23 protein-coding genes and 1 riboswitch are annotated in these 23,581 nt (G+C 68.7%); of the genes, 7 read left to right on the top strand and 16 right to left on the bottom strand.

Annotated features, from left to right (window positions below; genetic code table 11):
- Nucleotides 1–153: 153 nt before the first annotated feature.
- Together AB0C16_RS19565 and AB0C16_RS19560 are read left to right on the top strand one after the other, a co-directional pair.
- Nucleotides 154–1,140: an RHS repeat-associated core domain-containing protein gene (locus AB0C16_RS19565; RefSeq protein WP_357684744.1), complete on the top strand. Its 987-nt coding sequence runs from the start codon at nucleotides 154–156 to the stop codon at nucleotides 1,138–1,140.
- On the top strand, nucleotides 1,137–1,529 hold the full coding sequence (locus tag AB0C16_RS19560; protein WP_357684722.1) for a hypothetical protein: 393 nt from the start codon (nucleotides 1,137–1,139) through the stop codon (nucleotides 1,527–1,529). Before AB0C16_RS19565 ends, AB0C16_RS19560 begins: the two co-directional genes overlap by 4 nt.
- Nucleotides 1,530–2,205: 676 nt before the next feature.
- Here the strand turns inward: AB0C16_RS19560 and AB0C16_RS19555 are convergent.
- Both AB0C16_RS19555 and AB0C16_RS19550 read right to left on the bottom strand, forming a co-directional pair.
- Nucleotides 2,206–2,799, bottom strand: coding sequence for a hypothetical protein (locus AB0C16_RS19555; RefSeq protein WP_357684720.1), 594 nt, complete (start codon nucleotides 2,797–2,799; stop codon nucleotides 2,206–2,208).
- Complete coding sequence (locus AB0C16_RS19550; RefSeq protein WP_357684718.1) at nucleotides 2,787–3,497, bottom strand: transposase; 711 nt, start codon at nucleotides 3,495–3,497, stop codon at nucleotides 2,787–2,789. The genes AB0C16_RS19555 and AB0C16_RS19550 overlap by 13 nt, the downstream gene beginning before the upstream one ends.
- A gap of 170 nt (nucleotides 3,498–3,667) precedes the next feature.
- On the opposite strand from AB0C16_RS19550, the gene AB0C16_RS19545 reads away from it, so the two are divergent.
- On the top strand, nucleotides 3,668–3,922 hold the full coding sequence (locus AB0C16_RS19545) for a hypothetical protein (RefSeq protein WP_357684716.1): 255 nt from the start codon (nucleotides 3,668–3,670) through the stop codon (nucleotides 3,920–3,922).
- 37 nt (nucleotides 3,923–3,959) lie between these two features.
- Here AB0C16_RS19545 and AB0C16_RS19540 read toward each other — a convergent pair whose 3' ends face one another.
- Together AB0C16_RS19540 and AB0C16_RS19535 are read right to left on the bottom strand one after the other, a co-directional pair.
- Nucleotides 3,960–4,520: a hypothetical protein gene (locus AB0C16_RS19540; RefSeq protein ID WP_357684714.1), complete on the bottom strand. Its 561-nt coding sequence runs from the start codon at nucleotides 4,518–4,520 to the stop codon at nucleotides 3,960–3,962.
- Nucleotides 4,521–4,749: 229 nt separating this feature from the next.
- On the bottom strand, nucleotides 4,750–4,932 hold the full coding sequence (locus AB0C16_RS19535; RefSeq protein ID WP_357684712.1) for a hypothetical protein: 183 nt from the start codon (nucleotides 4,930–4,932) through the stop codon (nucleotides 4,750–4,752).
- A gap of 454 nt (nucleotides 4,933–5,386) precedes the next feature.
- Here AB0C16_RS19535 and AB0C16_RS19530 point away from each other — a divergent pair, with 454 nt between their 5' ends.
- On the top strand, nucleotides 5,387–6,109 hold the full coding sequence (locus AB0C16_RS19530; RefSeq protein WP_357684710.1) for a hypothetical protein: 723 nt from the start codon (nucleotides 5,387–5,389) through the stop codon (nucleotides 6,107–6,109).
- A 351-nt stretch (nucleotides 6,110–6,460) separates the two neighbouring features.
- Here the strand turns inward: AB0C16_RS19530 and AB0C16_RS19525 are convergent, their stop codons facing one another.
- The 5 genes from AB0C16_RS19525 to AB0C16_RS19505 all read right to left on the bottom strand — a co-directional run bounded on the left by AB0C16_RS19525 (nucleotide 6,461) and on the right by AB0C16_RS19505 (nucleotide 11,713).
- Complete coding sequence (locus tag AB0C16_RS19525) at nucleotides 6,461–7,456, bottom strand: aminoglycoside phosphotransferase family protein (RefSeq protein WP_357684708.1); 996 nt, start codon at nucleotides 7,454–7,456, stop codon at nucleotides 6,461–6,463.
- Between the two features lie 85 nt (nucleotides 7,457–7,541).
- Nucleotides 7,542–8,540: a LacI family DNA-binding transcriptional regulator gene (locus tag AB0C16_RS19520; RefSeq protein ID WP_357684706.1), complete on the bottom strand. Its 999-nt coding sequence runs from the start codon at nucleotides 8,538–8,540 to the stop codon at nucleotides 7,542–7,544.
- The gene (locus AB0C16_RS19515) at nucleotides 8,521–9,930 is read right to left on the bottom strand and encodes a GH1 family beta-glucosidase (RefSeq protein ID WP_357684704.1); all 1,410 of its coding nucleotides are present in this window, start codon (nucleotides 9,928–9,930) and stop codon (nucleotides 8,521–8,523) included. The genes AB0C16_RS19520 and AB0C16_RS19515 overlap by 20 nt, the downstream gene beginning before the upstream one ends.
- Nucleotides 9,927–10,763, bottom strand: a complete 837-nt coding sequence (locus tag AB0C16_RS19510; RefSeq protein ID WP_357684702.1) for a carbohydrate ABC transporter permease — start codon at nucleotides 10,761–10,763, stop codon at nucleotides 9,927–9,929. Before AB0C16_RS19510 ends, AB0C16_RS19515 begins: the two co-directional genes overlap by 4 nt.
- The gene (locus AB0C16_RS19505; protein ID WP_357684700.1) at nucleotides 10,760–11,713 is read right to left on the bottom strand and encodes a sugar ABC transporter permease; all 954 of its coding nucleotides are present in this window, start codon (nucleotides 11,711–11,713) and stop codon (nucleotides 10,760–10,762) included. The genes AB0C16_RS19510 and AB0C16_RS19505 overlap by 4 nt, the downstream gene beginning before the upstream one ends.
- A gap of 119 nt (nucleotides 11,714–11,832) precedes the next feature.
- On the opposite strand from AB0C16_RS19505, the gene AB0C16_RS19500 reads away from it, so the two are divergent.
- Nucleotides 11,833–12,939, top strand: coding sequence for an RNA-guided endonuclease TnpB family protein (locus tag AB0C16_RS19500; RefSeq protein WP_357684698.1), 1,107 nt, complete (start codon nucleotides 11,833–11,835; stop codon nucleotides 12,937–12,939).
- Between the two features lie 197 nt (nucleotides 12,940–13,136).
- Here AB0C16_RS19500 and AB0C16_RS19495 read toward each other — a convergent pair whose 3' ends face one another.
- The 5 genes from AB0C16_RS19495 to AB0C16_RS19475 all read right to left on the bottom strand — a co-directional run bounded on the left by AB0C16_RS19495 (nucleotide 13,137) and on the right by AB0C16_RS19475 (nucleotide 19,084).
- Nucleotides 13,137–14,468: an ABC transporter substrate-binding protein gene (locus AB0C16_RS19495; protein ID WP_357684696.1), complete on the bottom strand. Its 1,332-nt coding sequence runs from the start codon at nucleotides 14,466–14,468 to the stop codon at nucleotides 13,137–13,139.
- A 359-nt stretch (nucleotides 14,469–14,827) separates the two neighbouring features.
- On the bottom strand, nucleotides 14,828–16,066 hold the full coding sequence (locus AB0C16_RS19490; RefSeq protein ID WP_357684694.1) for an RNA polymerase sigma factor: 1,239 nt from the start codon (nucleotides 16,064–16,066) through the stop codon (nucleotides 14,828–14,830).
- Between the two features lie 169 nt (nucleotides 16,067–16,235).
- Nucleotides 16,236–16,664 carry a YciI family protein gene (locus AB0C16_RS19485; RefSeq protein WP_357684742.1) on the bottom strand — a complete coding sequence of 143 codons (429 nt, stop codon included), beginning with the start codon at nucleotides 16,662–16,664 and terminating at the stop codon, nucleotides 16,236–16,238.
- A gap of 205 nt (nucleotides 16,665–16,869) precedes the next feature.
- Nucleotides 16,870–17,532, bottom strand: coding sequence for a CHAP domain-containing protein (locus tag AB0C16_RS19480; protein WP_357684692.1), 663 nt, complete (start codon nucleotides 17,530–17,532; stop codon nucleotides 16,870–16,872).
- Nucleotides 17,533–17,545: 13 nt separating this feature from the next.
- Nucleotides 17,546–17,682, bottom strand: a riboswitch (cyclic di-AMP (ydaO/yuaA leader).
- Between the two features lie 580 nt (nucleotides 17,683–18,262).
- Nucleotides 18,263–19,084 (bottom strand): aldo/keto reductase, encoded by an 822-nt coding sequence (locus AB0C16_RS19475; RefSeq protein ID WP_357684690.1) that lies wholly within the window; start codon nucleotides 19,082–19,084, stop codon nucleotides 18,263–18,265.
- A gap of 108 nt (nucleotides 19,085–19,192) precedes the next feature.
- On the opposite strand from AB0C16_RS19475, the gene AB0C16_RS19470 reads away from it, so the two are divergent.
- Entirely contained in the window at nucleotides 19,193–20,137 is a 945-nt protein-coding gene (locus AB0C16_RS19470) for a hypothetical protein (protein WP_357684688.1), read from the top strand.
- A complete protein-coding gene (locus AB0C16_RS19465; protein ID WP_357684686.1) occupies nucleotides 20,134–21,297 on the top strand; it encodes a DUF6716 putative glycosyltransferase in 1,164 nt (387 codons plus the stop codon). The genes AB0C16_RS19470 and AB0C16_RS19465 overlap by 4 nt, the downstream gene beginning before the upstream one ends.
- 27 nt (nucleotides 21,298–21,324) lie before the next feature.
- Here AB0C16_RS19465 and AB0C16_RS19460 read toward each other — a convergent pair whose 3' ends face one another.
- Together AB0C16_RS19460 and AB0C16_RS19455 are read right to left on the bottom strand one after the other, a co-directional pair.
- Nucleotides 21,325–22,581, bottom strand: coding sequence for a polysialyltransferase family glycosyltransferase (locus AB0C16_RS19460; RefSeq protein ID WP_357684684.1), 1,257 nt, complete (start codon nucleotides 22,579–22,581; stop codon nucleotides 21,325–21,327).
- On the bottom strand, nucleotides 22,578–23,576 hold the full coding sequence (locus AB0C16_RS19455; protein ID WP_357684682.1) for a glycosyltransferase family 2 protein: 999 nt from the start codon (nucleotides 23,574–23,576) through the stop codon (nucleotides 22,578–22,580). Before AB0C16_RS19455 ends, AB0C16_RS19460 begins: the two co-directional genes overlap by 4 nt.
- Nucleotides 23,577–23,581: the final 5 nt, after the last annotated feature.

Raw genomic sequence — 23,581 nt, 5'->3', positions numbered from 1 at the left:
CTCGAACACGTCTACTCCGCCGTCGCGCTCAACCTCATCCGCCTGGACGCCTGGTGGAACGGCCACGTGCTCGATAGAACCCGCACCAGCCATCTCGCCCGCCTCGAACTCGCGCTGACCGCCTGATCAGAATTCGGCAACGGGGTCACCGGCATCGACAAACCCGACCCCATCGACCCCACCGCCAAAGAGGAGTACAACCCCTACCGCTTCAACAGCAAGCGCTGGGACAACTCCACCGGCATGTACGACATGGGGTTCCGCGACTACAACCCCAACCTCAACCGCTTCCTCAACCTCGACAGCTACAACGGCGCCCTCGACGATCTGAGCCTCAGCCTCGATCCCTGGACCGCCAACCGCTACGCCTTCACCGGCGGCAACCCCATCACCGGCATCGAACACGACGGCCACGAACCACGCCCCTGGCACAACCCGAAGTACAAGGCATCAGACTGCCAGAACAACAGCAGCATCGAATGTAGCCCGGGATCCGAAGGAAAGTGGTTCGCAGCAAATCAGGCGGATGTCCGCTATCGGGAAGGAATGGACGAGGACAAAGACGGCTTCGTAGATGATCGCGAAGCCGCTCGCAATGGGCTTGCACTCGACCACGACGGATCCCTGAACGGCGCACCGACGAAGGCCGCGCTAGCTCTCAAGGATTTCCTGCTCGGTCTTCAGAGCACCCCATGTGGCGATATCGAGGATCATCGTCTGGCCCTTGCCTGCCTGAACCTCTACGCACTTACAGGAGGCATCGAATTTGGCGGACCGGCTAGGAATGCGACGAGAGGAATCTTTGAGGTAAGAGCGCCGAACAAACTTCATCCGCCGCGGGCCGATGTGACGGAGGCAATGCTTCGAGCCTGTCATCCGAACATGGACTGCGATGAAATCGCAGAGGATCTCCTGGAGACTGCAGGTGGTGTAGGAAAGCTAATTCGTTATGAGCCGGCCAAGGGGACGATGTTGCGTACGCCTGAGGCTGGCGGGAGAAGCATCGAAGACTACGTATTCCACGTAATATACACGGATGGGAAATACGCATACGACCCAAGATTTAGTTCAACACCGGTTCCCCTGGGCGACTATCATCGAATGATGAGTAGGCTCAATCCTGGTATCATCAAAAAGTGAACGTGGACGACCAAGGAATCACGGCGCGTTTGATGTCGCTTCTGGGCCTGATGGGCGAGGTAGAATGGGCGCGCTTCGCAGTTGGTCCAACGCGCGAAGGGAAGCCGCGCCCGCCACTGCTGGTATGGCGATTCAAAGTGGAAAATGAGTCACTTGAGGAGCGGCTTGCCGATGCTGTCCACTCTTTTTCAGGAAGAGTGGAATGGCTACTTGATGAATCGACTCGAAATCGCGTCCTGATGCCAAGGGAAGTATCGGAAGCTCTAGGGCTTTGGCGGACGGACTCTGAGGTTCTTCTTCACCTGGCAGAAACTCGTCCCAAATACTCCAGAGATTCGATGGAGGATCTGAATGATCTTCTTGACCATATCGAGCGGGCTTTGGAATAATTGTACTGAGCATAGCGGGATGAATAGGATGCAAATCCCGTTCATCCCGTTCATCCCGCTATGCTTTTCTGTCCGGTGGCTCGTATGCGTCGGCACCCGCTGACATCGCCTTCGCCATCAAGCATCTGAACGAGGGGGGCACCGAAGGCGCCGTATGGGACCTGGTCAGGATCGTTCCCATCGTCGGAGACACGGGAAGATTCACCGCGAATGTGGTGCGGCGCTGCCACAGCTTCGTCCCAGGCACCCAAGTCGCCATGGCTGATGGGACGTATAAGCCGATCGACGAGGTGGTGGCATAATAAGAGCAGCCGCTCATGATCATGTCTGTCCCTTCAGTCGTAGATCGCCGTGGCTCTGGGAGATCCTTGTGTCGGCCTCGATGACTCAGCTGGTGGCCATGTCGGTTGAGTCAATCGGCGTGGCGGAGGTTTCCGCCTGATCATCCTTTTCGTGGTCTCCTGCGGGGTGGCGGGCCGCCCGAGACGCTCGGCTGGGCGGCGGCTTCCACGGGCCGCGGGGGTGTGGATTGACTCCTTTCCGAGGTTGTCGAGACGGGTTGGTGCCGGTCAGGGCGGTTCAGGCAGGGCGCAGAGGCGCTGCCAGCAGGTGAGGAACGCGTTCTTCCACGGCCATGTGGCGCTGATCTTCAAGATCCGCTGGCGGGCGTGGGAGATCAGCCGGGCGGGCAGGTGCCAGAGGCAGTAGCGCAGGGTCTGCGGTTCGGCGGGGCCAGTTCGGCATCGTCGTGCAGGCCCAGCAACCGGGTCCAGGCATCCAGGTCGGCGGCGAGGTTGGCCGCCGGCACCCATCCGACGTTGACGTTCCACGTCTTGGACGGCAGGTTGCGCAGGCCCATCGCCTTGTTGCAGCGGACCCGGTCCTCGACCTCGGCGTGATCGCGGTGGACGGCGTCGATGAACTGCACGTGGTGGCTGCCGCCGATGCCGCGCAGCCCGCGGGGGCCGAGGTTGGTGGCGATGATGGCGTACTTCCAGCCGGTTCGTTTCTCCAGGTCGGTCAGCTGCGCCGCGTCGCGGGCCGAGGGCTTGACGCGGCGCACCAGGAGCCTGACGCCCCAGTGCTTGGCGCGCTCGTCCAGGCCGGTCAGCTCGGCCACCTGGGCGTGCTCGTGCACCCGGCCGTCCTGGCGGAGGGCGGCCTGCCAGGCCGATTCCGGGAGTTTGGCGATCGCGGCCTCGTCGACGTCGGTGATCTTCCAGCCGACGGTGAAGCGGACGGCGCGCCGGGTGGTGTTCAACCCTTGCATGTGTTCGACCAGGTCGTGGGTGGCGCCCGCGCCATCGATCCGGATCCAGATTTTGGCCCGGTAGGCGTCGGGGATCTGGGCGATGGCCTCGGACAGGACGCGGATGTGGCCGCGACGGTGTTGGAGCCCGCCGAGCCGGTGCGCAGCAGCATCGCCAGGCATTCGTGGGTGTTGCTGCACCAGGCGGCCAGCGGGTGAAAGCCGTAGCCCTTCTTGAACGTTGCCGAGGCGCCTTCCTTGGGGCTGTGCGCGGTGATCAGCGTGGCATCCAGATCGATGACGATCCAGCCGGTCAAGACCTTCCCCGCGACCGTCAGCCAGGGGAATCCGGTCGCGGCGGCGATGAGCTCCCATACATGCCGCCGCACCCGGGCACGGGCGCGGGCGAGCCGCCAGCGGGTCTGCTCGTCGGCGCCGATGGGTTCCAAGGTCCGGCGGACGGTGGAGTCCGAGGGCGGTGTGCCGAAGACCGGTTCCTGGTGGGCCAGAAGGGCGATCTGCCGCATGCTGGTTGCTCCGAGCGTCATCGCCACGGCCAACTGGACGAGGACCACTCCCCGGTCCCACACCGGCGAGCCGCCCAGCCGGGCGAACACCGCGCCCAGCGCGCTGGTTAACCCGTTCTGATCAGCGCATTTGCGCAGGAGCACGGCTCCCGCGTGCCCGACGAGTCCCTTGCTGTCGCCGCGTACAGACAAGCGGCGGTCCCATGCCGTACCGTTCACCCGGAAGGTGCGTCCGTTCTGTGCGATGTCTTGATCTAAGCAGTCAGATCATCGCAGGTCGGAGGCACCTTCTTCAGTTATCGATCTTCAGATAGGAATCCCGGCTGAATACCCGAGGCCAACATCAGCGTGAGGATTGTGCCGTGACAGACGTCGAGCGTGTGCTCGCCAGGGCGCTCATGGAGATCGTGGTCTCCCTCGATCTGAGCGATGACGACGAGATCGATCCCGATGTGGCGACGGGCATATTGGAGCCGGTGGCCGCGCTGCTGCAGAACGCTCCAGCGGAAGATCGACAGGCGATTGTCAGGCTGTTCACCGAGTGTGCGGAGGAGGAAACCGATGCGACTAGAAGGCTGACGGCTTTGGACCTGCCCGACGCGTTCGGCATCCGCTGACAGTGCCTCCCCGCCGGGTCGTCTGTGCGGGGAGCCGTCACAGGCCCGCTGGAGTGTTCAGCGGGCCTGTGAGTCCTTTGTGTGAGGCTGGTGCTGGGGTTCCGCGGGTCGATCTTTGGCGGCTCCGGTGCTGGGACCTCCGTGTTGTTGGGCCGGGTGGAGCTGAATGGGCGGCCTTAAGTGGGCGTTTGAATCCTACAAGTTCTGTCTGACTCGGATTTAAGGTGTTTCGCCAGGTTGGGGTGGATTCCCCGGTGAGGCGGCGGCTCATATTGTCGATCATGGCGATGTGGATCAGGGCTTCGGAGCTGGCGGGCAGGGTCTCGTAGTCGCGGACCAGGCGACGGTGAAGCATGAGCCAGCCCAGGATGCGTTCGGCGACCCAGTGGCGCGGCACGGGGGTGAAGCCTCGGGTCCCGGGAGGGCGTCGGACGATCTCCATGTCGATGCCGAGGGTGGCGGCGTGTTCGACGAGGTGTTGGCGGTAGCTTCCGTCCACCCAGGTCTTGCGGATGCCGGGATGGTCGGTGGCGATCTGGTCGATGAGGGTGGTGCCGGCGACGGAGTCGGGAACGGAGGCGACGAGGACGTAGGTCACCGGGTTTGGGCGCGGATGGTCCAGCCCGGCGGCTGATCGGGGGAAGCTCAACCGCGACTACTACCTGGCCTGGGGACCACCCGACACACCCATCGAGGAACTGGTTCTCGTACCCGGCGCCCGGTGGCGGGTAGAAGAAGCCATCAAGCTCGGCAAATCCGCCTGCGGCCTGGCCGACTACGAGGTCCGTTCCTACCACGGCTGGTACCGGCACATCACCCTGGCCCAGTTAGCCGCCGCGTTCCTGGCCGTCCAGCAGGCCACCACCGCCGGGAGCGACGGCGATCTCCACCGCGACGGCGATCTCCACCGCGACGGCGACGGCACCGCCACCCACACAGGGGGTTCTCGCCCCGTCCACCACCAGCACCTCCACGCTCTCCAGCCGCGTTGAGCCAGTGGGGTACTCCACCTACGAGATCCGTCGCCTTATCCTCGCGGTCACGCCCTTACCCAGCCCGAGCACACGGCTGCAGCACGCACTGGCCTGGTCCCGCTGGAGACGTCACCACCAAGCCGTTGCCCGCGCCTGTCACCGAGCCCGGCAGGCTACCGCCAGACCCCCACCGACACAAGGATCTCCCAGAGCCACGGCGATCTACGACTGAAGGGTGAGTGCGGTTGTATCCCCATTGAAAAGCGCGCCTGGTCTTAATGATGTTCGATGAGCTCTAAGTTCGTCTTCTCGTGGCCAGCACGGCAGGGACTACCGTATGCGAGCCAGTTCGCTGGTTGGCCTTACATCCGGGACGGGTAGGGTCGACTACGGCTTTACTTAGAATGTCTTTCTGGACCTGGATAATCATTGCGACGAACTTGATACTGGTAGTTCTCTTAAATCATCGCTCCAAAGAAGGGTACTTCCCGTGGATGTACACATTGGGGACGCCGTGCAACTATCCTGCGACACAGTACTGGTTCCGATCCTTGACATATCTGGTGATTACATCACCACACGATTGCCGTGGTATCAGGTCGACCCCGCGTCCGAATTCGGCTGGGATGGCACACGCCGCCTTCCTCGGAACCCAGATGCCGGCGAATGGTTGGCAACGCCATTTCGTTTCCAAGAAGATCCCACCTCCTTCGTTCCGGGTGAAACCCGTCCTCTCTCGATACAGGGGATAGTCGCTTATGTTGCGAGGGTCGAGCACTTCGATCAGCCGCTCGATGTCGGCTGGCTGCCGCGTCCAACAGTCTCGTCCGCGCTTCTGCTGCAGGGAAACGTGCCGGTGCCATTCGCAGAGGATCAGGGATTCTCATACAACCTGCCCGGAGACGAGTTCATGAACGTCGAATTGCTGTTTCGGCCCTACGCGTTCCTTGAGGAAGGCGACGTCATCCTGGATGCGCGGGGACTGACATGGCGATTCAGCCGTCCTTGGCTCTGGGAGATGGAGGGCGGTTCGGGTAACGACGCACCTGAGTGGCCGCTTACTCTCCGGAGTCCGATCAACCCTTCCAGCTCTTCTCGCAGGCGACGCATTTCGCAGGCGACACGTACGGGATCGCACGTCGATGAGCTGACGCGATGGGAACAAATGAGCCATGTAAGGCCAATTAGTATCGAGCATATAGCCAACCAATGATGACAGATGAGCCGTTGACCTCGATTCGTCAGGGGCCTGCGTTGTGTGAGCGGCTTCGCGGTTTACCCATAATGTCCCCTGTGTGGGCGGGGTGGGCCATCGCATGACGCTGCGGGGCGCCGGGTTCCACGGGCCCGGAGGTGGTTTCCTTCCTTGGTGTCGGGCTGGGGTTGGCTCTCAGGTGAGGTCCGGCAGGTGGGTGAGGCGTTGCCAGGCCAGGACGAAAGTGAGGGCCCAGGGCCAGGTTCGCTCGTCAAGGGCGCGATCACCTGCGCGGTCAGTACGTGCGCGCCGACAGACCTCGGCGTGGCGAACGAGGTTGGCGGCACGAGCAGCGGGAAGTGCCGCACGCTATCGGCGGGACCCGGGAGAGTGCGATATGAGGCGGTCGAAGACCTCGATCAGTGAGGCCGTGGTGAGATCGCGGACCCGCGCGTACTCCGCCTCCGGATACTGCCGCGGCCCGTTCTCGATCAGCAGGATCAGGTAGAGGTAGGCGCGGTAGAGGTCGAGCCGGACCCGGGCGGCGGGCGTGAGCTCCAGCGGGGTCACCTCGCGGTAGCCGGCCAGCAGCGGGTCGTCCTCGCGCAGTTCGCCGAAGATGGTCGGCGTGACGAACTCGGCCAGCGGATCGCCCCAGAAGGCCCGCTCGTGGTCGATGAGGGCCTGGATCCGGGGTGTCCCCGTGAGGTCGAGGAAGACGTTGCCCGCCCAGACGTCGAAGTGCACCAGATGCGGCGTGGTGACCTCGTCCAGCGCCGGTGAGGCGGCCGCGAGGAGCGCGGCGATCTCGCCGACCGGCAGCGGGAGCGCCGTCGGGTAGCGCTCGGTGTCGCCGAGCAGCGCCCCCACCATGGCCAGGTACGCCTCGCGCCAGGTGGCGCCGGTGATCCCCGCGTGCGGGTAACCGAACACCTCGCCGGTCACCGTGTTGAACCGGGCCAGCAGCCGGCCCAGCTCGCGGCGCAGCTCATGCTCGGCGTCCGGCGACGCGCCGTTCCACGAGACGCCGTCGAGCGCGCCGAGCAGCAGGTAGTCGCCGCCCAGCACCGGATCGTCGAACCCGGCGCGCAGCAGCTCCGCCACCGGCACGCCCGCCGCCGCGGCCAGCTCGTAGGCCGCCGCCTCCATCCGCAGCAGGTTGCGCTCGTAACTGAGCTGCTCCAGCTCCGGCGGCGGCGCCAGCTTCAGCACCACGTCGCGGCCGTCGTCGAGGGACAGCCGCCAGACCGCGTTGGCGTAGCCGTCCGTCAGCTCGGTCGAGGCCGCCACGCCGGTGCCCAGTGCGCGCCGTGCCAGCGCGTCGAGCTCGGCAGCCGACAAGTGCCGTTTCGTCCTGCTGTCCACGGGACCTGATTGTGATCGCACGCACCGCTGATCGTCCAGCCCTCCCCGCAAGGCCGCCGCGCGCGAGCCTCATCGAGCGCCATGCTCAGGCGGACTCACGGCGTACGAGATGGGTGTCGAGGATGACCACCGGCTGGCGCAGCTCCTCGCCGTTGATGCGGGCCACCAGCAACTGCGCCATCTGCCGGCCCATCGCCTCGGTCGGCTGGTGCACGGTGGTCAGCGGCGGATCGGTGTGCAGGGCCGCCTTGGAGTCCTCGAACCCGACCACCGCCACGTCGCCGGGAACGGACCGGCCCGCGGCCTTCAGCACCCGCATCGCGCCCACCGCCATCAGGTCGGAGGCGGTGAACACCGCGTCGAGCCGTGGATGCCGGTCGAGCAGCTCGCGCATCGCCGACACGCCGCTCTCCTCGGAGAAGTCGCCGTAGGCCACCAGCTCCGGCATGCCGGAGCTGAGCAGCGCGTCGCGGTAGCCCGCGAGGCGGTCGACGCCCACGCCCATGTCCTGGGGCCCGGCGATGGTGGCGATCGCGGACCGGCCGAGGCTCAGCAGGTGTTTGACCGCCTGCCGGGCTCCGGCCCGGTTGTCCATGTCGACGTAGCTGTAGGGGTCGAGGCCGACGGGACGGCCGCCCAGCACGGTCGGCACGCCCATCGCCTCCAGCCGGCCCGGCAGCGGGTCGGCGCCATGCAGCGACAGGAGCAGCACGCCGTCGACGTGCTGACCCGTCAGATAGTGCTCCAGCCGCTCGTGCTCCTCGGGCGACTGCGCCATCGCCAGGATGAGCTGCAACCCCGTCTCGGACAGCGCCGAGCCGATGCCGCGGATCGTGCCCGCGAAGTAGGGCTCGTCGAACACCCGCAGCTCCGACTCCGACACCACCAGCGCCACCGTGTCGGTGCGCCGCGTGACCAGCGCCCTGGCCGCCCGGTTGGGCACGTAGCCCAGCTCCTCGATCGCCTGGTGGACGGCATCTCGCGCCTTGGCGCTCACGTTGGGCGAGCCATTGATGACTCTCGACACCGTGCCCCGGCCGACCCCGGCCCGAGCCGCGACTGCCTCAAGAGTCGGTCGGTTCATATCGCCTATTCTGCCGGATGATCTCGGCATACCAGAGAGCGCTGTCCTTCATCACTCGCCGCTGGGTCTCGAAGTCGACGTGCACCAGGCCGAACCTCTTGCCGTAGCCCCAGGCCCACTCGAAATTGTCCATCAGCGACCAGGCGAAGTAGCCCTCCAGGGGAACCCCCGCCCCGATCGCCTCCCGGCAGGCGCGCAGGTGCGCGTCGAAGTAGTCCCGGCGCTCGGCGTCGTGCACCCGGTCCTGCTCCAGCACGTCGTCGAAGGCGGCCCCGTTCTCCGACACGACCAGCGGGATCGGCGGGTAGTCGCGCGCCACCCTGGTCAGCACCTCCAGCAGCCCGTCCTGGTCGATCTCCCAGCCCATCGCGGTGACCGGGCGGCCGCCGTTGACGAACGACACGTGCTCGCTGCCCACCCACGGCGAGGCCGTCTCGGTGGGCGCGGCCGCGGCCGATGCCTTCCCGCCGGGCGCGCCCGACACCGTGAACCGGCTGTAGTAGTTGACCAGCAGCAGGTCGATCGGCGCGTTGATGGCCTTCAGGTCGCCGTCGGCGATGAAGTCCAGGTCCATGCCCAGGTCGTCGAGCACGTCCCGCGGGTAGCTCCCGGTCAGCAGCGCGTCCAGGAAGAACCGGTTCTGCAGCCCGTCGATGCGCCGGGCCGCGTCCAGGTCCTCCTCGCTGGAGGTGGCCGGGGTGACCGCGTAGAGGTTGACGCAGCCGCCCACCCGCGCCGCGCCCATGGCCTGCACGGCCAGCCCGTGCGCCAGGTTGAGGTGGTGGGCCGCCCGGATAGCGCTCTCCGGCTCGCGCCGCCCCGGCGCGTGCTCGCCCGAGGCGTAGCCGAGGAACGCCGCGCACCACGGCTCGTTCACCGTGCCGAAGGTGTGCACGTGGTCCTTCAGCGCCTCGTGCACGGTCGAGGCGTAGTCGGCGAACCGCAGCGCGGTGTCGCGGTTCGGCCAGCCGCCCGCGTCCTCCAGGGCCTGGGGCAGGTCCCAGTGGTAGAGGGTCAGCCAGGGGTCGATGCCGTGGCCGCGCAGCTCGTCGGTGAGCCGCTTGTAGAAGTCGAGCCCCTTGGGATTGACCTTCCCGGACCCGTCGGGCTGGATCCGCGGCCAGGAGACCGAGAACCGGTAGGCGGTCAGGCCCAGCTCCGCCATGATGCCGACGTCGTCCCGGAACCGGTGGTAGTGGTCGATGGCCACGTCGGCGTGTTCGCCGCCGACCACCCGGCCGGGCGTCTTGGTGAACGTGTCCCAGATCGAGGCGCCGCGGCCGTCGGCGTCCACCGCGCCCTCGATCTGGTACGCCGAGGTGGCCGCGCCCCACGCGAATCCGGCGGGGAACCGGAGCTGGGAGCGCGTCTGCTCCTCTTGAGTCGTCACGCTTTGACCGCACCTTCCATCAGGCCGCCGACGATCTGCCGGCCGAACAGCACGAAAACCACGAAGAGGGGGAGGACGGAGGCGGCGGTGCCGGTGAACAGCATCACGTAGTCCGTGCCGTGGGCGGAGTTGAGCGCCGCGATGGACGTCTGCACCACCGGAGTGTCCGGGGTCAGCACGATCAGCGGCCACAGGAACTCGTTCCAGGTCTGCATGAAGACCAGCAGCGCGAGCACCGCCATCCCCGGCCGCAGCGCGGGCAGGATGATCTTGCGGTAGATGCCCATGGTGGACGCCCCGTCGACCCTGGCCGCCTCGACCAGCTCGTCGGGCACCGCCTGCGAGGCGTACTGGGTCATCATGAACACGCCGAACCCGTTGAGCAGGAACGGCAGGATGACCGCCTTCAGCTGCCCGATCCAGCCCAGCGTCACCATCAGCTCGTAGAGCGGCACCATGCCCATCTGCTGCAGCGGCACCATCATGGTCACCAGGATCAGGCCCAGCAGGATCTTGGAGCCGGGGAAGCGCAGCTTGGCGAACGCGAAGCCGGCCAGCGTCGAGATGAGCACCACCGACACCGTCACCGTGCCCGCCACGATCGCCGAGTTGATCAGGCCGGTCATGAAGTTGGCGTCCTCGGTGGCGAGCAGCCGCTGGACGTTCTCGCCGAGGTGGCCGCCGGGCAGCAGCGGCGGGGGAGTGTCGATCGCGTCCTCGTTGGTCCGCGTCGCCATGATGAACATGTAGTAGATGGGGAACGCCGACAGCACCAGGGCGAACACCAGGGTGACCTTGGTGAGCAGGTTCGCGTCCCACAACCGGTTCGTCACCGGGCACCTCCGATGCGACGGGTGAACCCGTAGTTGATCAGCGTCCCGATCAGGATCAGCACGAACAGCAGCCAGGCCGCCGCGGAGGCGTAGCCCATCTCGAAGTCGCGGAAGGCGGACTTCACGATGAACATGGCCACCGTCTGGTACTGGCCGGTGGTCCCGCCGGTCATCATCGGGTTGCCCTCGAACATCACCGGTTCGGTGAAGAGGGTCAGCCCGCCGATCGTGGAGATGAAGACCACGAACACGATGGTCGGCCTGAGCATCGGCACCGTGATCTGCCAGAACTGCCGCCGGGGGGTCGCCCCGTCGATGGCCGCCGCCTCGTACAGGTCGCGGGGGATGGTCTGCATCGCGGCCAGCAGGATGATCGCGTTGTAGCCCGTCCAGCGCCAGTCGATCATCGTGGCGATCGCGAGCCAGGACGACCACTTGTCGTTCTGCCAGGTGATCGGGTCGATGCCGGCCAGCCCGAGCCCCCAGTTGATCAGCCCGTAGTCGCGGCTGAAGAGCTGGCTGAAGACCACCGCCACGGCCACCACCGAGGTGATCAGCGGCAGCAGCACGCCCAGGCGGAGCAGCAGCCTGCCCCGCAGGCGCTTGTTCAGCGCGTTGGCCAGCATCAGGGCCAGCACCAGCTGGGGCACGGTCGCCATCACGAACATGCCCAGCGTGTTGACGACCGCGTTCCAGAAGGCCTCGTCGGCGATCAGCTCGACGTAGTTGGCCATCCCGGTGAACGACTTGTCGCCGGCCAGCTCCCAGTCGTGCAGCGACACCCAGAGCGTGTAGACCAGCGGGAAGACGCCGAAGATCGCGAAGAGCAGGTAGTAGGGCGAGACCAGCAGGTAGGGCACGCCCTTGAGGTCGAAGCGGGCCCATCGCCGGTTGGGCGCCGACCGCCGGCCCGGCGTCTGCCGGGGCGGTGACGCTAGTTGGAGAGTCATCGAATCTCCTTGAGGCTGGAGACCCCGTCCGTTTTCAGGGCGGGGAGGTAAGCCGGAACAATGCCATCAAATCGAACACTCATTCGATATTTTGCTGATCTTGCAGTACGGTGTGAGGCGTGGCGCAGATCGTGAAGCGGGCCTACAAGTACCGCTTCTACCCGACTCCCGAGCAGGCAGAGGAGCTTGCCCGGACGTTCGGCTGCGTGCGCCTGGTCTACAACATGGCGCTGGAGGAGCGCAGCCGGGCCTATCGGCTGGAGGGCCGTGGTGTCTCCTATGTGGAGTCGTCGGCGGCGCTCACGCGGTGGAAGCGCTCTGAGGAGTTGAGCTTTCTGGGTGAGGTGTCGTGCGTCCCGTTGCAGCAGGCGTTGCGTCACCTTCAGGCGGCGTTCGCCCACTTCTTCGCTAAGCGGGCGAAGTATCCGGTGTTCAAGTCCCGTAAGAGGTCGCGCTTGTCGGCGGAGTACACCCGTTCGGCGTTCCGCTGGTGTGAGGGCCGGTTGACGCTGGCGAAGATGTCCGAGCCGTTGGACATCGTGTGGTCGCGTCCCCTGCCTGAGGGTGCGCGGCCGTCCACGGTGACGGTGAGCAGGGATGCGGCCGGGCGCTGGTTCGTGTCCATCCTGGTGGAGGAGAAGATCTCCCCGCTGCCCCCGGTCGAACAGGTGGTGGGGGTGGATGCGGGCATCACCGCTCTGGTCACGCTGTCGACCGGGGAGAAGATCGCCAACCCGCGCCATGAGCGGGCCGACCGCAGGCGGCTGGCCCGTGCTCAGCGGGCGCTGGCCCGCAAACAGAAGGGATCGAACAACCGGGCCAGGGCCCGGCTGAAGGTGGCCCGGGTGTACGCGCGGATCGCCGACCGCAGGCGGGACTTTCTGCACAAGGTCAGCACACGGCTTGTTCGCGAGAACCAAGTGATCGCCGTGGAAGACCTGACCGTCCGCAACATGGTCAAGAACCGTTCGCTGGCGCGCGTGATCTCTGATGCGTCCTGGCGGGAGTTGCGCGGCATGCTGGAGTACAAATCGGGCTGGTACGGGCGGCGGCTTGTGGTGGTGGACCGCTGGTTCCCGTCCTCCAAGCTGTGCTCGGCCTGCGGCGCCATCACCGACACGATGCCGTTGAACGTCCGAACCTGGGTCTGCGCCTGCGGCGCAGCCCATGACCGGGACGTCAACGCGGCCAAGAACATCCTGGCCGCCGGGCTGGCGGACAGCTGAAACGCCTGTGGAGCTGGCGTAAGACCTCAAGGGAAGTCCTTCCTGGCGGGCGGCCGGCGGTGAAGCAGGAACTCTCACCTGTGAGGGTGGGAATCGTCCTCGTTTACGAGGGGGAGGAGGTCAAGGAAGCCTTTCGAGCCAGGTCAGGGGGGTGGCGCCGGCGGAGGGAGCCGGACGCCACCCGGTCCAGGGGCGGGTCAGCCCGCTGCCTTGACGCCTGCCGCGACGAACTTCGACCAGGCCTCGTCGTACTTGACCGCGCCCTGGTCCATGCCCTCGATGACCTTCTCGACGGCGGTCTTCACCTGCGCGTGCTTCTCACCGAAGAACACCGGCTGCAGATCCTTCACCGAGGCCGAGAAGATCTCGCCGGTCGGCGCGTTGTTGAAGTAGGCGTTCTTCAGGCTGGACACCCGCGGGTCGGTCTGCGCCGGGATCGAGCTCGGGAAGGCGCCCGCCTCCTGGAACGCCTCGACGTGGCCCTCCTTGCCGGTGAGGTAGTTGAGCACCTCGGCGGCTTCCTTCGGGTGCTTGGTCTGCTTGGGCACGGCCAGCCAGGAGCCGCCCCAGTTGCCCGAGCCGCCCGGCACGGCCGCGACGTCCCAGTTGCCGTTGTTGGACTCGCCGGCCTTGCCCTCGATCACGCCGAGCATCCAGGACGGGCAGCCCATGGTGGCGAAGCCGCCGCCCTTGATGGCCTTGTCCCACGCCGGGCTCCACGCCTGCAGCTTGGCCGTCAGGCCTTCCTTGCTGAACGTGGTGACCCAGTCGAACGACGCCTTGACGGCGGGGTTGGTCTCGACGATGAGCTGGTTGCTCTTGTCGAAGTAGGACACGTTGCCGTTCTTGGGCGCTTCCTGCGACAGGATCACGTTGTAGATGGTGTTGGGGCCGTCCATGAACTTCGCCCCGGTCTTGGCGGCCTCGAACTTCTTGCCGACCTCAAGGAAGGCGGGCCAGTCGGGCCACAGCTTGCCGACCTCCTCACGCTCGGTCGGCAGGCCGGCCTTCTTGAACAGGTCCTTGCGGTAGCACATGGTCATGCCGCCGATGTCCGTGCCCAGCGCGAACAGCTTGCCGTCGGCGTTGACGCCCGACTCCCACTTGGCCGCGGGGAAGTCGGCCTTGCGGCTCTGCAGGCCGTACTCGCCGAGGTCGGTGAAGAACTGCGGGCGGGCGGCCAGCAGGCCCATCGCGCCCTCGTCGATGCCGACCACGTCACCCGCGCCTGCCCCCGCCTGGAGGCGCTGGAGGAGCTGCGGCAGGTACACGTCCTCGAAGCGGTCGGTCAGGTTCTGGTACTTGATCTGGATGTTCGGGTGCTCGGCGTTCCACTTCTTGACGGCCTCGTCATAGCCGAAGTTCTCGCCGCCGCCGAAGGTGTGCACGTTGATCGTGACCGGCTCGGCGGGCGCCGCGGCGCTGCTCTGTGACGTGGCCGGCGTGGAGCCACCGCCGCCGCACGCGGCGGTGGCTGCCAGAGCGATGAGCGCGGCACCGGCTACTGCAAAGCGCTTGTGGTTCGTCATTCCGTATCCCTCTTGGGTGTGGAGATGGGAGGTGCGTCGCGGCCCGTGGCCGCGGTGGGAAAATTCTTGGGAGCGCTCCCACAAAGAGTGCCCGCACGCCGTGCGGGCGTCAACGTCCCGAAACGGAACCGTTACCAACCAGGCGATTCGCCACGACGAAAGCGGACTCTAGTTGCCAAACATCTCAAGTGGGTTGCTGGGAGCGCTCCCATCACAGGGGCACCGTTTGTGCGCAAGCCGGGACAACTTCTCGCCGGCATCACCCCCGGCGCCGCTTGCCGGGGCGGAGCCAGGAGCGGGCGTCGCCCCGAGCCGCTCCCCGGGCGCAGGTCTCGGCGCGGGGCGCGGATCCGGTGGATCTAGGAGCAGGCCTCGGCGCGGTCGAGCAGCAGCCTGCGCTCGCGCTCGTTGCGCGTCAGCGAGGCCGCCCGCTCGAACTCCGCGCGCGCCTCGGCCCGGCGGCCCAGCCGGGCCAGCAGGTCACCGCGCACGCTCGGCAGCAGGTGGTAGCCCTTGAGCGACGGCTCGTCGACGATCTGGTCGACCAGCTCCAGGCCGGCCGCCGGGCCGTAGGCCATGGCGAGCGCGACGGCCCGGTTGAGCTCCACGACGGGTGACCGCGCGAGCCGGGCCAGCTCGTCGTACAGCGCCGTGATGCGCGCCCAGTCGGTCTCCTCGGGAGTGAGCGCCCTGGCGTGGCAGGCCGCGATGGCCGCCTGCAGGGTGTAGGGGCCGCGTGCGCCGGCGAGCTCCTCGGCGCGTTCGAGGGCGGCCAGCCCGCGGCCGATGAGCAGGCGGTCCCAGCGTGCGCGGTTCTGCTCCATCAGCAGGATCGGCTCACCGGACGGCCCCACCCGGGCCCGCGCCCGCGACGCCTGGATCTCCATCAGGGCGACCAGCCCGTGCACCTCGGCCTGCCGGGGCATCAGCCCGGCCAGCACCCGCCCCAGCCGCAGCGCGTCGTCGCACAGCGCCGGCCGCATCCAGTCGTCGCCCGCGGTGGCCGAATAGCCCTCGTTGAAGATGAGATAGATCACCTCCAGCGCCGAGGAGAGCCGCCCCGCGAGCTCCTCGCCCTGCGGCACCTCGAACGGGACCCGCCGGGCGGCCAGTGTCCGCTTGGCCCGCACGATCCGCTGCGCCACGGTCGGCTCCGGCACCAGGAAAGCCCGGGCGATCTCGTCGGTCGTCAGCCCGCCGAGCACCCGCAGCGTCATCGCCACCCGCGCCTCGGTCGACAGCACCGGATGGCAGGCCGTGAACACCAGCCGGAGCAGGTCGTCCTCGATCTCGTCGACGTCGGGGAGCTCGTCGTCCCCGTCGAGGTCGCGGCCCAGCTCGGCCAGCTTGCGCTCGTAGCGCTCCTGGCGGCGCAGCAGGTCGACGGCGCGCCGCTTGGACACGGCCATGAGCCAGGCGCCCGGGTTGCGGGGCACCCCCGACTCCGGCCACTGCTCCAGCGCCGCGACCAGCGCGTCCTGTGCGAGCTCCTCGGCCAGGCCGACGTCGCGCACCATCCGGGCCAGCCCGGCGATGAGCCGGGCCGCCTCGATCCGCCACACCGCCTCGATCGCCTGGTGCGTCTCGGAAGCCTTCACCGGCCCATGAGACCAGCCAGGGCGCCCCACCCGCAAACCGGCTCCGGCGCGTAGACCGGCTCCGGCCCGCAAACCAGGCCCTCGCAAACCAGGCCCGTCCGCAAATCAGGCCCGTCCGCAAATCAGGCCCGTCCGCAAATCAGGCCCGTTCCCCGGGCCGGGCCTGGGGTCAGGCGGGGTCGCGGTCCTCCAGCGACTCGCGCAGGGCCCGCTCGCGCTCGGCGGTCTCCGGCGACATGGACTCCGGTGGCATGTCGGTCGGGTCGAAGACCTGCCACACGTGCAGGCCGATGCCGTCGTGGTCGCAGGGCACCGGGAGCCGCATCGCCCACTCGAGCGCCTCTTCGCGCGACTTGACCTGGATCAGCCAGAATCCGGCGATGAGCTCCTTGGCCTCGGTGAAGGGCCCGTCGAGCACGGTCGCCTTGCCTGACTTGTAGGCGATGCGGGCCCCGTGCGAGCTCGGGTAGAGCCCCTCGGCCGCCAGCAACACCCCCGCCTTGACCAGCGACTCGTTGTACTCCATCATCGCGTCGACCAGTTCCTGGCTGGGCATGACGCCGGCCTCGGTCTCCTCGTTGCCCGCACCTACGATCATGAACTTCACGGCGCCGGCTCCTTCCGCGTTCGTTGCCGGGTCCCGGCCGGACCCCGCGCTCACCAACGCGTCGAACCCCGCAGGCGCGAATCGACGCGTTCAGTGGATTGTTTCGGAAAAGTGGCGAGCGCGCGCCCGAGGGGGAGTGGGGCACGCGCTCGCTGGAGGGGGACGTGTGTGTGATCGGGGGAGGGAGGTGAGGGGATCAGCTCGTGTACTGCGGGTAGCCGTAGCCGACGACCTGCCACGTGGGCCGGACCCGCTCCTCGACCTTGCCGTTGCCGGTGTTGCCCTCGATCGTGGTCAGGGTGCCGTTGCCGTTGTCCTTGACGACGAAGCCGACGTGGTCAATGGAGCTCAGGCTCTTTCCGCCGTTCCAGGCGAAGAAGACGACGGCGCCGGGCTTGGGGGTGGTGCCCCAGCGGCCGTTGTCGGCGAACCACTGGGCGTGCGTCACGGTGTAGGCGTCCCAGCCGATCTGGGAGCGGGCGCCGGCGTTCTCCCCGACCCAGGAGACGAACATCGCGCACCAGGCGGCGTTGAGGTAGGCCGCCCTGTTGCCGCCGTCACGGGCGATCGTCTCGGCGGCGCGCTGCGAGGCGGCGTACCACTTCTGGAACTTGGTGCCTCCGCCGTAGGCGTTCTCCGAGGTGCCGATCTGGGCTCTGGCCAGGGCGAGGACCTGCTCGGCCGTCACGCTGACCGCACTGGTCTCGGCCTGGGTCTCCGTGGCCGAACCCGCGTGCTGGTGGGAGTCCGCGGCGGCGGGGGCGACGGCGCCGAAGACCGCGGTGGCGGCGAGGGTGACGCCCAGGGCGGCGCGGACGGCTAGGTGCCTGGTGGCATGGGAAAGACGATGCGTGGCCATCGGGTGGGGTGACTCCTTGCTTCCATACCGCTTACCGGGTTAGCTGACGGGTTCGGACGTGGAAGCTGCCCTACGGCACGATGTGCCGATTCACCCCAATGGGACCTGGGTCCCCGGTTCCGCGTGATGCGGATTCAGCGGTCGCAGGTAGATCCTGCGATGTTCTCTGCGATGGGCCGGCAACGAACGGACAAACCGGACGTATGCCGCGAATGCCCCATAAGGTAATACAAGGGGCAAGGGGATTACAAGAGGGTAACTGGTTCGGTTAACAAAGTTGTTTCCACGCGTCCGCGAGGTGCCCCATCGGCGTCCGCGAGCTCGTACCGGCTCGATCGACGGGTCGCTGAGCGCGATCCGCCGCGGCGCCCAGGACGGCGCCTCGATGTCCGCCCGCATCCCGGTGCCCACCGCGTAGGCGCTGTTGGGCAGGGCTCCCAGGAGCGAGACGTCCGCCGGCGCCCGCTTCCCGTCCGGGTAGAGCGGCGCTCCCGCCGCCGAGTTCCGGCGCCCAGAGCCGATGCAGCGGGTCGTACGGTAAAGCGAAGTCAAAGCCGGCGTGAACGGAGCGAATGTCGCCGAAGCGCGGGCCGGCCGCACCACCCGCTCGGCGTCGGCGAGCGCAGCGGCCAGGGCTTCTCGCACAGCACCGCCTTGCCCGCCGCGATCACGGCCTCGGCCACCTCCACGTGCTTGCCGTGCGGGGGTGGCCGCGGGGAAAGATCATCCTTTACGCCTGGTTGAAGGTGTCCGGGTCGGGTCCGAGCCGCTTTCCGATGTTCATCGCCCCGATGGCCGCGATGTCCTCATGGTCGAGGATGAAGTTGAAAATGCCGAGGTTTTCCTTGATCCGCGACGGCGTGACCGACTTGGGGATCGCCACGTTGCCCAGCTGGATGTGCCAGCGGAGCACGATCTGCGCGGGAGTCCGGTTGTGCTTCTCCGACAGCACCGCCAGCGCCCGGTCCTCCAGCAGCCCCCGGCCCTGCCCGAGCGGGCTCCACGCCTCGGTGAGGATGCCGTTGGCCTCGTGGAACGCCCGGAGCTCGCGCTGCTGGAAGTAGGGGTGGAGCTCGATCTGGTTGATCGACGGCGCGATGTCGGCCTCGTCCAGCAGCCTCGTGAGCGTCTTCACGGTGAAGTTGGACACGCCGATGGCCTTGGCCCGGCCGTCACGGTAGATCTTCTCCAGCCCCCGCCAGGCCCGCAGGTAGGTGTCGCGCGCCGGCATCGGCCAGTGGATGAGGTAGAGGTCGACGTAGTCGAGCCCGAGCCGGGCCAGGCTCTCCTCGAACGCCTCCTCGGCCCGCTCGTGGTCGGTGTTCCACAGCTTGGTGGTGATGAACAACTTGGCGCGCGGGATGCCCGAGGCGTGTACGGCCCGGCCCACGCCCGCCTCGTTCCGGTAAAGCGTCGCGGTGTCGATATGCCGGTAGCCGACCTCCAGCGCGGTCTTCACCGACTGTTCGGCCGCGTCGTCGGGCACCCGCCAGACGCCGAACCCGATCTGCGGGATCTGGACGCCGTCACTGTTGAGCAAGAGCGAATTCATACCCTCCATTGTTCACGCGGCGTTCCTCACCGCTTCAGGCGGCCGGGCTAGCTTGAAGCGGTCATGCACGGGCCATCACCCGGCGGGGAGAACAGACTGGGAGACAGCGTGCGAGATCGGGCGTCGGCCTGGGTGGAGTCCCCGCTCCAGATGCTGTGCGCCGTCGAGGCCCACCACGCCGGGCTGCTCGGCCCCGCCACGGTCATCGTGCCGAGGGCGAGGCTGCGCCCGCTCAGGGCCACCCGCGCCGAGCTGTGCCGCCTCCCTCTGCCCGAGGGACTGGAACTGGCCGAGCCGCGCGAGCGCATGCCCCGCCGGCCGCACGCCGTCGGCGACGCCTTCTCCGGCAGGACGCAGCTGCGCTGGCTCACTTCCCGTCCCGGCCCTCTCGTGGTCGTCGACGACGGGCTGGCCACGCTCCGGCTGCTCGAACTCCTCGCGGCGGGGCCGTACCGGCCGCTGCTGCGGGCCCGCGCCCACCCCGGAACGCTGCGCACGGCGCTCGGGCTGGCCGCCGCCGTCCGGCTGCGCGCGAGCCGCCCCACCGTCTTCACCGCGCTGCCGGTGCCCGCCGGCCTGGTGGAGGGCGTCCGCCGGGCGGGCGTCGACCTGGTCCGCCACGACTTCCCCTGGCTGCGCGCGCAGCCGCTCACTGAGCCCGGCCCCGCCGAGCGGACCGTCGTGCTCGGCACCTCGCTGGTCAGGAACGGCCTGGTGCGCCGCGACCGCTACCTGCGCTGGATCACCGAGCTGGCCGCCGGGGAACCGCTCGCCTACTACCCGCACCGCCGCGAGGACCCCGTGGACGTGGCGCTGATCCGCGGGCGGCCGGGCATCACCGTGCACGACCCGGGCGCCCCCGCGGAGCTCACCCTGCGCGGCCTCGGCCCGGGGCAGCGGGTGCTCAGCCTGCCGTCGACCGCCATCGCCTCGCTGCGGGTGCTGCTCGGCCCGCGCGGCGTCGCGGTCGAGCCGGTCGACGTGCCGGACGACTGGTGGACCAGCGGCGCGGCCCCCGCGCTGCGCTCGCATCTGACAGGAGTGACCGGGTGAGGGTGCTGGCGATCGCCGACTCCGACTCGTATCTGAAGTGGGTGGCGTGCCTGCTCGGCGACCTGCCGTCCGGCTGCGCGACGGAGCTCGTGGTGGTGCGCACGCCCATCGCGCCGTCCCCGCCGCAGACGGCCGCCGCCGTCGGCGACCGCCCGGCGCCCCCGGTGCTGTCCGCGCGGGCCGTGCGGCGCATGGCGGAGCGGATCCGGCCCGACGTGATCATCGTGGCCTGTACGGGGCCCGTCGTGGACGTGCTGGTGGCCGAGACGCTCGACGGGCTGCGGCCGCGGCCGGTGATCGTGACCGGGCTGCCCGGCATCTCGGTGCCCGCCACCGAGAAGGCGTGGCTCTACCGCAGCGGCTGCGACCTGTTCGTGGTCCACAGCCGGCGGGAGATGGCCGAGTTCGGCGAGATCGCCTCCCGGCTCGGCGGGGGAGGGGTGATCGGCCTGGCCAGGCTGCCGTTCCTGCGCCCGCGGCAGGCGACCGGCGGCGGCGACCGGGTGGTGTTCGCCACCCAGGCCAAGGTGCCGAGGGCGCGGGCCGACCGCGAGCGCGTCCTGCTGGCCCTGGCCGCGCTGGCCGAGCGCCGGCCCGACCTCGACGTGGTGGTCAAGCTGCGCGCGCTGGAGGAGGAACGGCAGACGCACAACGAGCGCCACCACTACCGGCGGCTGTGGCGGGAGATGGGCGAGCCGGGCCGGCTGCTGTTCGAGACCGGCTCGATGCACGAGCAACTGGCGCGGGCGGCCGGATTCGTCACGGTCAGCTCCACGGCCGCGCTGGAGGCCATCGCCCAGGAGGTGCCGCTGCTCGTGCTGGGCGACTTCGGCGTGAGCGCCGAGCTGATCAACCTGGTGTTCGAGGGCAGCGGCCTGCTGGGCACCCTCGACGAGCTGGTCAAGGGCGACTTCCGGAGCGCCGGCCCCGAGTGGTGCGCCGCCAACTACTTCCATCCGCCCGGCCGCGACGACTGGACGGGACTGCTCGCCGCCATGGTCGCCGGCCCGGTCACCCCGGCCCGGTCGCTGCTGGACGGGCCCGAGCACGCGCGCGCCCGGCGCCGGGCCAGGCGGCGGGTGGAGGTGCCGCCCACAGTGCTGCGGGCCGGTTACCGGGCCAAGCGCCGGATGCGCCGCTACCTCAGAGCGCTGACCTGAACGTGCCGCGCGGGCGGGCCTGCTGCCTCAGAGCGCTGACCTGAGCCTGCCGCGCAGGCGGGCCAGCGCGGTCGGCCGGGCGGCGACGGCCAGGCCGAGCGCCTCCAGGCGCCTGCGCCTGAAGTAGCGCGGGTCGAAGTCCAGGGTCGCGGGACGCAGCCCCGGATACGCTTCGGCCCGCATGCAGTAGCCGACCGCGCGCACCAGCGCGGGCAGATCCACCTCGGGAGGCTCGGCCAGCGAGCCGTCCGGCGAAAGCCGGGGCAGCAGCGCGTCCACGATCGTCACCGGCACCCGGTTGCTGTTCTCGTACGGCGTGAGCCGTTCCAGCACCGGCCCGGTGCCGAACGAGGCCACCGGCAGCCCGAAGAAGCGGCGGGCCGTCACCAGCGCCGTCGAGAAGCAGCCCACGACCAGCTCCGGCCGGAGCGCGGCGAAGCACACCTCAGCGGGGACGCTCTCGCCCACCACGGCCAGCCGCACGTCCAGCGACCGCGCCACGTCCCGCAGCCGCCGCGCGTGGCCGGGCCCCGCCGCCGGGTGCGGCTTGAACACGACGCCGGTGTGCCCGCGGGCGGCCAGCGCGCGCAGCATCGACTCGTGCAGCACCGCCTCCTCCTCCGGCGTGAGGAGGTCCAGCGCGGACAGGTACTGGCCGAGGATCATCGCCCGCCCCTGCGGGAGGCCGGACGCCGTCGTGGCCACCTCCCGCACAACCGGCGGGAACGCCGCCTCCGGCAGCGCCGAGGCCGCCACGCCGTACTCGCTGAGCAGCAGCGGCGTCAGCCCCGGCACCAGGTCCAGGTGGAGCAGGCGGACGATCCGGTGGAAGATCTCGGCGGGCAGTGGGTCGCGGGTCGGGCCGTAGCTCATCAGCCCGTCGGAGTAGACGGTGATCGGGCAGTCGCGCACCAGCCGGGCGATCGTCCGGGCCGGCGGCACCGCGATCGACTCCAGCACCAGCTCGTCCACCTCGCCGAGCGCGAGGTGGGAGCGGATCAGCCGCTCCAGCATCGGCACCTCGATCACCCGTGCCCGCCAGTCCGACGGGTGCAGCGGGGCGATGAGCTCGTTCCACGAGTGCACCTCGCCGAAGCGGGCGCGCAGCGCCGCGAAGCCGGGCGTCCGATCCAGCGGCGTGGTCACTTCGGGGACCGCCGTGTTCGACGAGACGATCAGGACGCGGCGGCCGGAGCCGAACCGGCCGTCGTCGATCGCGGCCGCCAGCGACATCGCCCCGAACAGCGTCGAGGCGTAGAAGACCGTGGTCCTGTGTCCGGTCAAGTGTCCTCCCGATCGCGGCCCGGGCCCTGGTGGGAGCGGTGCCGCACGTGGGGGCCGGCGGGCAGGCCGGGCAGCAGCGCCCGCAGCGCGCCCGCGCGCTCGGCGGACATGTCCGCCACCGCGCCGGCCACCAGGTCCGCGGGCAGGGCGCGGGCCATCTCGGGGCCGCGCTCCTCGAAGCGGGCCCGCAACCGCGGCGTGAACCGGTCGGCGAGCTCCAGATGGTGGGCCAGCAGCGCGCAGAAGTTGCGCGCCGCCTTGGGCAGGTACTCCTCTTCGAGATCCTTGAAGACCAGCTGGAAGGCGTCGAAGAAGTGCAGCTGCCGCTCGTCGCCCACCTGGGTCAGCGACCCGGCGACCTGCCGCCGGTAGAACACCCCGGCCAGCGACACCACGGCGAACGTGGCCGCCTCCCGGTGCAGCCGCCAGATCCACGGCCGGTCCTCGGCGGTGTGCAGGGAGCCGGGAAAGTGCAGCAGGTCACGAAGCGAGCGCCGGTAGATCCCGGCCCAGGCGTACGGGTAGTCGACCATGGTCCGGACGTCCGCCGGGAGGATCGCCTCGCGGGGATCGAGCACCGTGCCCCGCCACGCCATCGGGGCCCGGTGCACGACCCGCTTGCGGCCCTCGGCCTGCACGTGGTCGGTGCGCACGAAGTCGCAGCCGAGCCCGTCGGCCGCCTCGACGAGCCGTTCCAGGTGGCCGGGGGCGAGCCAGTCGTCGCCGTCCAGGAACGTGACGTACCGGCCGGAGGCGGCCGACAGCCCGGCGTTGCGCGCGTCGGCCAGGCCCACCGGGGCGGGGTTGCGGATCACGGCGAGGCCGGGCAGCTCGGCGCGGAAGTCCTCGGCGAGGTCGCCGGTGGCGTCCACCGACCCGTCGTCCACCACGATGAACTCGAAGTCGCGGCGGGCGTTGCGGAGCAGCGAGGTGAGCGCGTCGCCGATGAAGCGCTCGCCGTCGCGCACCGGCACGACGACCGAGAGCGTGATCAAGACCG

The sequence above is a fragment of the Nonomuraea sp. NPDC048916 genome, assembly GCF_040649575.1.
In the GTDB taxonomy this organism is placed as follows: domain Bacteria; phylum Actinomycetota; class Actinomycetes; order Streptosporangiales; family Streptosporangiaceae; genus Nonomuraea.
This window is presented reverse-complemented; position numbering and strand designations above follow the sequence as displayed.